Raw genomic sequence first — 13,415 nt, 5'->3', positions numbered from 1 at the left:
CAGGATTTTTTTATGTGGTAAAGATTGTATTAAAATCTGTATCCTAATGTGATAAAGATATTGTTTTGCTGGTTCTTCACTGAAGAAACTATTGATGCATCAAGATTTGTTCCACCGCTTACAACACTTTTATCTAATGTTGCATAACTTCCACCAAGGAATGGGTTATTGTAATCATATTTCACGTTCTGATATGCCGCATCGATATAGAACGAGCGGAAGTCATAACCAATCCCCAAACCTAATGTATTTCTTTTGCCTACATAAAGGTTATTAAAAGATTCTTTAGTACCACTAGTAGTCAAAAGTGATCCTTTATCAAACGGATTATTTGCAAAAGCATAACCTGCTCTCAAACGTAATCCCTCAAATCTGTATTCAGCTCCAACTTTAAATTCAGATAGGCTTTTAGAAGAATCACTAAAGAAATTATTCAACTGATCATTTACTGAACTAGATGTTGTGTATTTAGGCTTAGAGATTCCTATTGTATAATCTACGTTAAATGCAAAATCCTTAGATGGAATTAATGCTGCACTGAAAGTAGCTTTTGCCGGAGATCGGAAATCTCTACGCTCATTATAGATATCAACTGATGTAATAGGTCCGTTATCCTGAGAAACAGAATATTGTGTGTAGGCTCTGTCTATATTCCACCATGTCGGCGATTCTAAAGATGCTCCTAAACGGAATTCCTCAGTAACCTTACCAATAATACCCGCAGAAATAGAGAATCCACTAGATGATTCTGTATATGGTGAAAACTGTTTATCATATACGACACTAGATTTATCTGAAGCAAAAACTCCTCGGAAAGAATCTCCCTGATCAAGATCCGCAGTATGGAAATTAAGTCCCATACCTACATAGATTTTGTTATTATAGTTACCACCTACCGTAAGGTTGGTTTTTGTTAAATGACCTGTTCTGTTATATCCATGACCATCATACATTTCACTATCAGTGAATTGTTGTCCTTGTCTCATTCTTTGTACGCTCCTTGAAATACTTTGATCTCCTGGTGTTTCTACATAATCATCCAAATTCTGATTTATATAACTCATCCCAATATTTACAAACTTCCAGTTACTTCCGGAAAGAGGGAATGATAATACTCCACCTAACTGATTAAGATTTGTATTATTTTTCTTATATGAAAGGCTCGAATTATTTAATGTTGATGTATTTTTATAAGAATTGATACCTAATGTTCCCTGAAAATCGCCCGTAATATAAACTCCAACACCTGCAGGGTTAACATTAGCCGCAGAAATATCTCCACCTATTGCTCCCATAGCTCCGGCCATACCCATATATTTAGCAGACCCTTGTGTCATATTATTACCATAAACAGTGGTCGTATTGCGAATTTCCGAAACATCCTGAGCATGTAGAAACAATGCTGCAGGAAGGCTCATTAACAAAACTATTTTTTTATGCATCTTTAATTTTCTTTAACTAATTTAATATTATACTATATCCGTAATATTTGGAAAGACTGTGGGATTATCTTCTTCCTCCAGATCTGAAGCCACCACCGCCGCCGCCGGAACTTCCTGCAGATCCGCCACCAAAGCCACCGCCGCCTCTGCCACCAGTACTGAAGCCATTATTGCTTCTAAAACCTGAGTCAGAAGGTCTGTTATTCCAACCTTGTTGAGATTGAGGCATCTGATTTTGTGAACGATCACGGAAACCAGAATTTCTGAAGCCATTGTTAGAACGGTCCTGGTATCCATTTCGATTATTTCCACGGAAACTTCCATTATTATAACCTCCATTATTACGGAAACCATTTCTGCTTCTGTCTATATAATCAGCATCTCTGGTTCTATATCTAGGCGCATAATAGCCACCACCAGCCCACGGGCGATAGTAACCTCCCCAATAATGAGGTCTGTATGCATAGTAAGGATAACCCCAGAATGGATCATAGAAGCCTCCCATACTCCAGCCTGGGTAGTAACCTCCACCCCAGCCAAAGCCAATGTTCCAACCCCAGCCCGGATAGCCCCAGCCATAAGAAGCACCCCAGCCAAAACCTAAGCCTCCACCATAGTATGATCCGTAGAAAGGAGATCTCCATCCACCCCAACCATAAGGATAGCCCCAACCGCCATAAAAGCTATTGTCAGTATAATAGGTTTGTGTTCCGGTAAAGTCACCCCAATCGGAATCTGTTTTTTTATTACCCCAGTTCTGGTATTTTGTTTTTTGTTTTTTCTGATTGTACTGGCTTTGTCTTACAATACTAGTATCATAAGATTCATCCTCATCGTCACCATATGAATAGTAGCCACCTACCTGATTACCGGCTGTTCTAGTGTCATACTGTGGTACAGTATCTCTTCTCGGATCATAATAGGCCCCGTCTGTCTCAGAATATCCGTTCATATAAGCACCGCATGAGGTTAAAAGTCCCAATGCAGACGCTCCCAGCAACACATTGCTTTTCAGCAGTTTGCCCATACCAATTATAGTTTTATTTTTCATGATAATTACAGAGCTTAATTTTATTAATATATTTGCAAAATGAATTGCTAAAATTATACCAAATTATACAAAATCAATGGTATAAAATTACAATTTATTATTTAGATAATTTTTTCTAAAAAAAGTTAAATTAATTGAGATACGCAATATGGCAAAATTAACTTCAAGAGCTGAAGATTATAGCAAGTGGTACAACGAGTTAGTGGTAAAAGCAGATTTAGCAGAAAACTCTGGTGTCAGAGGATGTATGGTTATTAAACCATACGGTTATGCAATCTGGGAAAAAATGAGAGATGAGATGGACAGAATGTTCAAAGAAACAGGCCATCAGAATGCTTACTTCCCCATTTTCGTGCCCAAAAGCTTGTTTGAGGCTGAAGAAAAAAATGCAGAAGGCTTTGCCAAAGAATGTGCTGTGGTTACCCACTACAGATTAAAAAGCGATCCTAATAATCCGGGAAAACTAATCGTAGATCCTGAGGCTAAGCTTGAAGAAGAACTTATTGTAAGACCAACTTCTGAAGCTATTATCTGGAATACATATAAAAACTGGATTCAGTCTTACAGAGATTTGCCTATATTAATTAACCAATGGGCAAATGTTGTTCGTTGGGAAATGAGAACACGTCTGTTCCTAAGAACAGCTGAGTTTTTGTGGCAAGAGGGACATACTGCACACGCTACAAGAGATGAAGCTGTTGAAGAAACAGAAAAGATGCTTGGAGTATATGCAGACTTTGCGGAAAGATTTATGGCTATCCCAGTTGTACAAGGCTATAAAACGGAGAGTGAAAGATTCGCCGGTGCTGATGAAACCTATTGTATCGAAGCAATGATGCAGGATGGAAAAGCATTACAGGCAGGTACATCTCACTTTCTGGGACAAAACTTTGCAAAAGCATTTGATGTAAAATTCACAAACAGAGAAGGAAAACAAGAGTTTGCATGGGCAACTTCATGGGGAACTTCTACCCGTCTTATGGGAGCGTTAATTATGACACACTCCGATGACAACGGATTAGTACTTCCTCCTAGCTTAGCTCCAATTCCGGTTGTTATTGTTCCTATCCACAGAACGGATGAGCAGCTGGCACAAATCGGAGATGTTGCAGATGATATCATTGCAAAATTAAAAGCAAAAGGAATCTATGTAAAATATGATGACAGAAACGAATACAAACCAGGCTGGAAATTTGCTGAGTACGAACTAAAAGGTGTGCCGGTAAGAGTAGCAATTGGTCCTAAAGATCTGGAAAACCAGACTGTAGAAGTAGCACGCCGTGATACTCTAACTAAGGAAATTGTTCCGATTGAAGGTTTGGATCAGTATATCACAGATTTGCTTCAGACAATTCAGCAGGATATTTTCAACAAAGCAAAATCTTTCAGAGATGAGCATATTACCAAAGTAGATACCTATGAAGAATTCAAAAAGGTATTAGAAGAGAAAGGAGGATTTATCTCTGCACACTGGGACGGAACTCCTGAAGAAGAGGAACAAATTAAGGACGAAACCAAAGCTACCATCAGATGTATTCCTCTGGATGCAATAGAGGAAGACGGCGTTTCCCTTATCACTGGTAAGCCATCAAAAAGAAGAGTATTATTTGCAAAAGCATATTAATAAAATTCTATAAATATCATAAAAAAAGACACTTCTCTTCAGAAGTGTCTTTTTTTATAAAATATAAGCTGATCTGCCAAAGCAAAGAACAGTATACAGTACGGCCTTCACAATAAAAATGAGATGAAAAATGCTTATTTTTAATTCACGATTCTATATTAAAATATTCTTAAAGTTTCATTTTCAGCAATTTAATTGAAAAAAAATTACTTATTTTTGATATATTAACTTTTAAACTAAACTATTATGTCTGTAAACATTATTGATCTTGTAAAAAATTATCTTTCACCTAGCGTAGTGTCCCAGACAGCTACTCAGCTTGGAGAAAGTGAATCCGGAGTATCTAAAGCAATCAGCGCTTTTCTTCCGGTATTAGTTGGGGGTATTGCCGATAAAGCAGGTAGCACTCCCGGACTATTAGACCAACTAAAAGGACTGGCTTCCAGCGGAATTCTTTCCAGTTTGGGATCTGGATCTGGCGGTGGCAATTCTGTAGTATCTGGTATTGTATCTTCTCTTTTTGGAGACAAAATTGGTGGTATTCTTTCTTCTGTATCTGGTTTTGCCGGTATCAAAGAATCATCTGCACAGTCTCTTTTAGGACTGACATCTGATGCAACTTTAGGTACAATTGGTAAATACGCTGCAGACAACAATCTGGACGAATCCGGATTTACAAATCTTCTTTCCGGCCAAAAGAGCTGGATTTCTTCTTTATTACCAGCAGGACTTTCATTAGGCGCTTTAGGTTTAGGTGGTGTTTTTAGCGGACTTGGAGAGAAAGCTGAAGATGTAAAAGAGGCTGTTACTGAAAAAATTGAAGACATTAAAAATGTCTTTACAGGAAATGAAGAAACTCCTGAAGTTACCAGATCCGGAAATACATATACTCCGCCGCCTACAGGAAACAATGGTGGTGGTGGCTCAGTATGGAAATGGTTATTGCCATTGATTCTTTTAGGATTAATCGGCTGGTTCCTGTGGAAGCAGTGTAAAGCAAAAGAAAACTCTACAACAACACTTACAACTACGGAAAGTACTTCTTCAGATACTACACCTCAGGATAGTGCAAACACAAGCACAACAACTACCACTAAGGAGACAACTACAATTGATGTAAAAGGAGCTTCTCTTCAAGGTTTCAAAGGTGGTATGGAAGAAAGTATGGTTAACTTCCTGAACTCCGGAAAATATGCTACTACTGATGATGAAGCGCTAAAAACGACATGGTATAACTTCGACAATGTTAATTTTGTAATTGGTAAAGCAGATAAACTTGAGGCTGGTTCTGAAGGACAAATCCAAAATATAGCAACCATCCTGAAAGCTTTCCCTGATGCTAAAATTAAAATCGGAGGTTACACAGATAAAACAGGAAATGAGGCTAGCAACCTGAAACTATCTCAGGACAGAGCTAACTTCATCAAAGCTGAGTTAACAAAATTAGGTGTAGGCGGACAAATCCTTGAAGCAAAAGGCTACGGAAGCGAACATGCTACAGTTGCTGCAACTGCATCTAACGAAGAAAGAGCTGTTGACAGAAAAATGGCTGTAAGATTTGCAAAATAAGCATCTCATTTACAATACTTAACCGCTCACTATGAGCGGTTTTTTTATGTTCAATTCTTTGTTTTTAGATTATTTTAGTAATTTTGTTAGATTAAACTAACTTTTCATTTTTAATGACAGACAAATCTCTTCACGAAATACACGAAACAATTGATACCAAAAAACTTACCGGATGGAGACGGATTCTTAGTTTTTTCGGTCCCGCACTTTTAGTTAGTATTGGCTATATGGATCCTGGTAACTGGGCAACCGATCTGGAAGCCGGTTCCAGATTTGGTTATAAACTATTATTTGTGCTTCTCCTTTCTAATCTTATGGCCCTGGTATTACAAAGTCTTTCAGCAAGACTGGGTATTGTAAAGAGAAAAGACTTAGCACAGATTAATAAAACAATATATCCCCGAAAACTTAATTTCATTCTTTATATTCTGGCAGAAATAGCCATTATTGCGACTGATCTGGCAGAGGTACTCGGAATGGCACTAGGCCTGAAACTCTTATTCGGAATAGATTTAATCTGGGGAGTGCTCATCACCTTTGTAGACACTTTATTAATACTATATCTGCAAAAACTGGGTGTAAGAAAAATCGAGAGTTTTATCCTTGGACTAATCTTCATTATTGCCGGTGCATTTGTTTTCCAGCTTATTCTTTCGCAGCCGGATATTGCCAGTATTACCGGTGGGTTAGTTCCAAAAAAGCTAAGTACTGAAGAACTTTACATATCAATAGGAATTATTGGTGCTACAGTAATGCCACACAACCTGTACCTCCACTCCTCCCTTGTACAATCCCGTAAAATAAACGATGATGAAAAAAGCATTAAAGAATCGCTGAAATACAATTTCTGGGATTCTGCAATATCATTAAATTTCGCCTTCTTTGTGAATGCAGCAATTCTTATTCTGGCTGCCAGCACATTTCATGATTCAGGAAATCAGGAACTCAGCTCCATTACTGATGCCTATAAAATGCTGGCTCCTGTTTTAAATAATAATTTCGCACCAATTGCATTTGCTATTGCATTAATTGCCGCTGGCCAATCCTCTACCGTTACAGGAACACTGGCAGGCCAAATTGTTATGGAGGGTTATCTGAATATTAAAATCAACCCATTTATCCGTCAGCTAATTACCAGATTACTGGCTATTATTCCATCTATTTTGGTAATCATTCTCTATGGAGATGACAAATCGGAGTCGTTATTGATATTCTCCCAGGTAATATTGAGCCTACAGCTAAGCTTTGCTATTATACCTCTTATCTTTAGTGTAAGCTCCGAGAAGATTATGAAAAACTTCAGAATCGGCCTACCATTACGGATCACATCCTGGGGTATTGCAGTACTAATATGCGGGCTTAATTTGTTTTGGCTGGTATCCTATACTTTTGAAGGCTTTAGCAATCTTTCTTTTGGTATAAAGCTGCTGCATATTCTCGGAATTGTAGCGTTTATAACGCTCCTGTTTTATACATGTTATTATCCACTTAAAAAGGAAAAGTCTGCCGAAATGTCCTAAATTATATTTTGGCGTTATCTTTGTGAAAATGACTTTAAAATATATCAATAATGGACGAAAATAAGGAAATACAGGCAGAAGAGACTACGCCAAATGAAAATATAGAGAACAACGATACTACATCAGCTGAAAATTTGTCAGCAACTCCGTCAGTTGAAGACCAATTGGCAGAAGAAAAAGATCGTTATATCCGCCTTTATGCTGAGTTCGAAAATTACAAAAAGAGAACCAACAAAGAAAAGATGGACTTTTTCAAATATGCTAATCAGGATCTTATGGTTTCCATGCTTGCTGTATTAGACGATTTTGAAAGAGCTATAAAGGAGATTTCTAAAAATGGCAATCCTGAAGACCTTAAAGGTATAGAACTTATTTACCAGAAATTTAAAGGTAAATTAACTGAAAAGGGCCTTGTTACTATCGAGGTACAGGCAGGAGACAGCTTTGATGTAGACAAGCACGAAGCTATTACACAAATCCCTGCTCCTTCAGACGATTTAAAAGGTAAAATCATAGATGTTATAGAGACTGGTTATATGCTTCACGATAAAGTAATTCGTTTCGCGAAAGTAGTAGTAGGAGCATAATTCCAATATAATTCTGAAGTAAGAAAATGACAAAAAGAGATTACTATGAGGTATTAGGCATTAGCAAATCTGCTTCTGCTGATGAGATCAAGAAGGCTTACCGTAAAATGGCTATAAAGTTTCACCCGGATAAAAACCCTGGTGATAAAGAGGCTGAAGAAAACTTTAAAGAGGCTGCTGAAGCCTATGAAGTTCTAAGCGATGATAATAAACGTGCCCGTTATGACCAGTATGGTCATGCTGGTGTTGGCGGAGCAGCCGGAGGCGGCTTTGGCGGCGGAATGAACATGGATGATATTTTCAGTCAGTTTGGAGATATATTTGGTGGACATTTTGGTGGCTTTGGTGGTTTTGGTGGCGGCGGACGTCAGCAGGTAAAAGGAAGCAACCTCAGAGTAAGAATAAAATTAAACCTTGACGAAATGGTAAATGGTACAACCAAAACCATCAAGGTAAAGAAAATGAAATTGGCACCCGGAGTAACTTCTAAAACATGTCCAACATGTCAGGGAAGCGGTGTACAAATGAAGATAATGAATACCATGTTCGGACAGATGCAAACGCAGACAACCTGCGGAACTTGTAACGGACTAGGGAAAGTTGCAGACAAAATTCCTTCAGGAGCTAATGAACATGGTCTGATTAAAGATGATGAAGAAATCAGCATCAACATACCGGCAGGAGCAAGAGATGGTATCCAACTGAATGTTCGTGGAAAAGGTAATGATGCACCTTTTGGTGGTACCCCTGGGGATCTTCTAGTTGTTATTGAGGAGGAAGAAGATAATACTATAAAACGTGAAGGCGACAACCTGCACCAGGAATTGTATATTTCTTTTGCTGAAGCTGCACTTGGAACTTCTAAAGAAATTCCGACAGTTGGTGGAAAAGTAAAAGTAAAAATCGATGCCGGAACACAATCCGGAAAGATTCTTCGTTTAGCCAACAAAGGGCTACCAAGTATCGACAGTTATGGAAAAGGTGACATGTTTGTTCATATCAATGTATGGACACCTCAGAAGTTATCTAAGGAACAAAAAGAGTTTTTCGAAGACCAAATGGAATCTGATGAAATGATTCCGAAGCCAACAGGAAAGGAAAAAACTTTCTTTGAAAAAGTAAAAGACTTATTCAATTAAGTTATACATAAATCAACTTTACAAGAACCTGCTTTTTAGCAGGTTTTTTTTGTTGCCCCTCCTGTCCCTTGCAGCATTTAGATTTCAAGCATACTCTAAAATGAAGTAGTAAAAATATACAATCCGGTTTTTCAGGTTATCTATCTGTCCGATTAACAATTTTTTTTTCTGAAAACCGGAATGTTAAATTTATCTAAATATTAATGCGACATTATTGCATTTAAGTATAAAGAACTTATATTCGCAACTAAGTTGCATTTAAGAAAAGAAAAGTAAATTTAATCTAATACTAAAAAACTAATACGTTATGATGCTGCCTCAAGTTCTGAAGAATTCTTCTTACCTCGACTATCGCAACGAAGAGGTTCTCTTTCATTTTTCCTGTATGTATAATCTTCCTGAGAGCGAAATAGAAGAACTTTTTCAGGAAACTAAAAAATATATTGCAATCTGTACTCAGCCGGGAATATATATTAATAATGACATGCTGATTATAGAAGAGATGTGGCGAAGCTTTATTTTGTTCACTTCCGTTTATAGCGAATTTTGTCAACGTTTTTTCTGTCGCTTCATTCACCACACACCAATTCTTAAAAGGAATAAGAGGATTGATCCGGAACCAAATTCAGAGTTCTCAGATAAAGAGAAAGAATTACTTATTAATACAGTCTATGTGCTGTGTGGTGAGAAAACAGTTTCAAAATGGTTTAAGGAATATCCTGAGAAATACACTAAAGAATATATAAAATCTATACAGAAATAAAACTATAGATATTTTACAGACAGGCAACGCAACCTTTTTATGGCTTTTACATCTTATTTAAACTGGGATAGTCCCATGTACTAATCCGTTAAATAATTTTGATATGACACCAGATAAACAAAATATTTTAAAAGTACTGGCCTTTTTAATGATCTATAATACGGTGAAAATTTGCCACAAAATTTTCGATCTACAACCTAAAGCATGTGAATAAATTGTAACAAATTTCAAGTACTTTCCTATCTCTCTTTAACAATATTCCCGTTAATCTAATATATTTAAAAGTACTGATAGTCAACTCCAAAAGTCACAAACACTTAAAATCCTATCAAAAAAGTATAATTTTATTTCAATGATGCATTTTTATTTCAAAAAAAGAAATATATTTGCATCATAATTATCAAGAACTTCAAGAGAAGTAGCAACCTGCAACAACAAGCAAGGTGCTGAAATAGATAAGCCGATATTTCGGAAAAAATGTTGTATTCTATTTTCATTTTGTTGAGTTCTTGTGTTAAATAAAACACATTAATGAAATATCAAAAAAGAAACCTTCGATTACTTATTCCGTTTACCGAGTTAATACTTTTAGGAGCTTTTATAGCACCCTACTATTCTTGTATTTTCTTCACACCAGTTACTCTGCTTTTAAGCACTATTACTATTCTTCGATTAGTTAAAGTAAAAGGAATAATGCACAGTATGTGCTGTTGCTATTAAATCCAAAGCTACATACCATCATTACAGGAAATCTATCTTGTTTCTTATAAAAGTAGCGCCATAAAGCCTGATTTCATATCTGTTGGCTTTCATTACAATTAATCATCAATACAAAAACGGCTCTGAAATATCGGAGAGTTCTTAACTATTATCAACTTTATGAAACGACTATTACATAAAACTATTATTACTTCATTAACATCTGTATCTGCTATTTACTTTGCACAGGATAGTTTACAAAAAGCTAAAACATTAAATGAAGTTGTACTTCTCGGAACCCGGAGTTCCAGCCGTACAATTGTAAATTCTCCGGTACCTGTGGATATCATTGAACTATCTAAAACATTGAAAGAAGTACCACAAAATTCGGTATCCAGTACGCTTAATTTTATTGTTCCTTCATTTACCTCTACCTCTCATACTGTAAATGATGGAACCGATTTCGTAGATCCTGCACAGATTCGTGGATTAGGCCCGGATCAGGTACTTGTTCTTCTTAACGGAAAAAGAAGACATCAGTCGTCTCTGGTTAATGTTACCCTAACCCCCGGAAGAGGATCTGTAGGCACTGACTTGAATGCAATCCCTGCCTTTGCATTAGAAAGGATTGAAGTACTTAGAGATGGAGCTTCTGCACAATATGGTTCTGATGCAATAGCAGGCGTTATAAACCTCGAACTGAAAAAGCGATTGGGCTTTTCAGGACAAGTATATCTTGGAGGTTATGCATCCTCTGTTGCCAATAACCATACTGGTGGTGTGGATGGTGAGAATATAGGCTTAGACCTTAATTACGGTACCAAAATTGGCAAGAAAGGCTTTATCAATTTTACCTCATCTTTACAATACCGCGATCCATATTCAAGAGCAGGTGAACAGCAAGCGGACCTTTTTAATGGATACAATGCTATATCCTATCGCGCTACACAGGACAATATCAACATAGATGGTCTGTACAAAAACATAAACAATACGCCGAATACAAACCAGATTATTAATTATATTCATCAATACAGCAATAAGGTCGATTATTTCTCTGCAGGAGAAAAACAAGCAATTCAAAGTTCTAACAACATATCTACCCTCCAACAATTACTATCTAAAGATTATACTACTCAGGAACTTGCTTATCGTGGTCTTGAACGCAGTGACTTTAACATGAGAATCGGGCAATCCCGATTGAGAAGTGCTCAGCTCTATTTTAATACAGAAGTTCCAATCAGTGATCAATGGAAAGTATTCTCGTTTGGTGGCTACAGTCTGAGAAATGGGAATGCAGGTGGCTTTTATCGCTTCCCAAACAATCCGAGAGCAGTTACAAACCTCTATCCTAATGGATTCTTGCCTCAAATAGAATCTACTATTTATGATTATTCTCTTGCAGCAGGAATTAAAGGTAAATGGAATGACTGGAATATTAATCTGAGCAATACTTTTGGTCAAAACAATTTTAAATTTGGTGTTGCTAATACACTTAATGCTTCGCTACTGCAAAACTCTCCAACATATTTTGAAGCAGGAAGTCTTGGCTTTCTTCAAAATACATTAAATCTTGATTTTCAGAGAAAATTTGATGTATTAAAAGGATTGAATTTGGCTTTCGGTGGTGAATACCGACATGAGAAATACAACATCACTCCGGGAAAAGCAAACTCGTATCAGCAATATGATATATTTGGAAATCCGGTAACAGAAAGAACAGCAGCAAAAGATATTCCTACGGACTTTTTCGGTAATACCCGGCCGGGAGGAGCACAGGTATTCCCGGGATATCGCCCCGAAAATGAAGTTTCCAAAGGAAGAAATAGTGTAGCAGCTTATCTTGACGCAGAATTGGAAGCAACAGACTGGCTTTTCCTGGAAGCGGCACTTCGATATGAAAACTACACAGACTTTGGCTCAACGTTCAATTACAAACTCGCATCCAATATCCGAATTTCGCCAACGGTTAATTGGCGCTTTGCCGGATCTACAGGATTCCGGGCTCCTTCTCTTGCACAGTTATATTACAGCTCCACTTCCACTCTTATTAATGGTGGAAAAACGACTCAGGTAGGAACGTTCCGCAATGATTCGGATGCGGCAAGACAATTGGGTATTCCTCAGCTGAAGCAGGAAACTTCTAAATCAGTAAGCACGGGATTCAATTGGAAAATACCTTCTATAAACCTTTTATTTACGGTAGATGCCTACTTTACGCGAATTGATAATCGTGTTGTCCTTACCGATTTATTCACGAGACCTCAAGGAAATTTTGCTAACGGAACTCCGGAGAGAAATCTACAGCAGATATTTGATTCCGTAGGAGCTGAAGCTGCAAACTTCTTTGCCAATGCTATTGATACAGAAACCAAGGGAATAGACATAACAGTATCTCAGCGTTCCCGATTTGCTCCCGGAATTTCTTTGGAAAACAATCTGGGAATTAATCTTAATCAGACCCGAAAGGTGGGCGCTATTAAAGCATCCGAGCAACTACAAAGTCAAATAAACAGCTATTTTTCTGAAGAAAACAGAATATATTTTGAAGAGGCTGTTCCCCGTTTCAAAGCTATTCTTGGTCATAATTTAAAAGTCAACAAATTTAATTTCTATGTACGAAATGCTTACTTTGGTAAGGTTACCGATGCCAATATTGTAGATGCCAATCTGGATGGAGTAACAGGGCCTAATGAACACGTAGTATTGGGAGGTAAGCTGGTTACAGATCTGTCTGCCGGGTATCAATTCAACAAAAATGTTTTGTTAACAGTAGGTGCCAATAATATTTTTAATATACAGCCTACACAAAACCCAAATATTAATAGTCTTACTGCCGGGAATCAGTTCCTTACGTCCCGACAGGTTTCTCAGTTTGGTATTGGAGGGCGTTATCTATTTGCCCGTATCAATTTTGATTTTTAGCAAATTCAATGCTATATTCGAAATTTAATCCAAGCAGATCTTAATAAAAAAGAGGATGTTTTAAAAGACATCCTCTTTATAATATATACTTCTCAG

The 13,415-nt window shown here is 37.2% G+C and carries 9 protein-coding genes and 1 riboswitch; of the genes, 7 read left to right on the top strand and 2 right to left on the bottom strand.

The window, feature by feature from the left end:
- Positions 1-29 precede the first annotated feature (29 nt).
- Together C8J95_RS09350 and C8J95_RS09345 are read right to left on the bottom strand one after the other, a co-directional pair.
- Positions 30-1,442 carry an OmpP1/FadL family transporter gene (locus C8J95_RS09350; protein WP_255412764.1) on the bottom strand — a complete coding sequence of 471 codons (1,413 nt, stop codon included), beginning with the start codon at positions 1,440-1,442 and terminating at the stop codon, positions 30-32.
- A 64-nt stretch (positions 1,443-1,506) separates the two neighbouring features.
- Entirely contained in the window at positions 1,507-2,469 is a 963-nt protein-coding gene (locus C8J95_RS09345; RefSeq protein ID WP_255412763.1) for a vitellogenin ii, read from the bottom strand.
- 172 nt (positions 2,470-2,641) lie between these two features.
- Here C8J95_RS09345 and proS point away from each other — a divergent pair, with 172 nt between their 5' ends.
- The 7 genes from proS (at position 2,642) to C8J95_RS09310 (ending at position 13,319) form a co-directional block, all read left to right on the top strand.
- Positions 2,642-4,117, top strand: a complete 1,476-nt coding sequence (gene proS / locus C8J95_RS09340; RefSeq protein WP_107808104.1) for a proline--tRNA ligase — start codon at positions 2,642-2,644, stop codon at positions 4,115-4,117.
- 246 nt (positions 4,118-4,363) lie between these two features.
- Positions 4,364-5,686 (top strand): OmpA family protein, encoded by a 1,323-nt coding sequence (locus C8J95_RS09335; RefSeq protein ID WP_107808103.1) that lies wholly within the window; start codon positions 4,364-4,366, stop codon positions 5,684-5,686.
- Between the two features lie 113 nt (positions 5,687-5,799).
- Positions 5,800-7,206 (top strand): Nramp family divalent metal transporter, encoded by a 1,407-nt coding sequence (locus C8J95_RS09330; protein WP_107808102.1) that lies wholly within the window; start codon positions 5,800-5,802, stop codon positions 7,204-7,206.
- A 50-nt stretch (positions 7,207-7,256) separates the two neighbouring features.
- Positions 7,257-7,793: a nucleotide exchange factor GrpE gene (locus C8J95_RS09325; protein WP_107808101.1), complete on the top strand. Its 537-nt coding sequence runs from the start codon at positions 7,257-7,259 to the stop codon at positions 7,791-7,793.
- A 26-nt stretch (positions 7,794-7,819) separates the two neighbouring features.
- On the top strand, positions 7,820-8,932 hold the full coding sequence (gene dnaJ / locus C8J95_RS09320) for a molecular chaperone DnaJ (RefSeq protein WP_107808100.1): 1,113 nt from the start codon (positions 7,820-7,822) through the stop codon (positions 8,930-8,932).
- 307 nt (positions 8,933-9,239) lie between these two features.
- Positions 9,240-9,695, top strand: a complete 456-nt coding sequence (locus C8J95_RS09315; protein ID WP_255412762.1) for a hypothetical protein — start codon at positions 9,240-9,242, stop codon at positions 9,693-9,695.
- Between the two features lie 392 nt (positions 9,696-10,087).
- Positions 10,088-10,183, top strand: a riboswitch (SAM-I-IV-variant riboswitch).
- A gap of 391 nt (positions 10,184-10,574) precedes the next feature.
- Positions 10,575-13,319, top strand: a complete 2,745-nt coding sequence (locus tag C8J95_RS09310) for a TonB-dependent siderophore receptor (RefSeq protein WP_107808099.1) — start codon at positions 10,575-10,577, stop codon at positions 13,317-13,319.
- Positions 13,320-13,415: the final 96 nt, after the last annotated feature.

The organism is Elizabethkingia sp. YR214 (genome assembly GCF_003058195.1).
In the GTDB taxonomy this organism is placed as follows: Bacteria; Bacteroidota; Bacteroidia; order Flavobacteriales; family Weeksellaceae; genus Elizabethkingia.
This window is presented reverse-complemented; position numbering and strand designations above follow the sequence as displayed.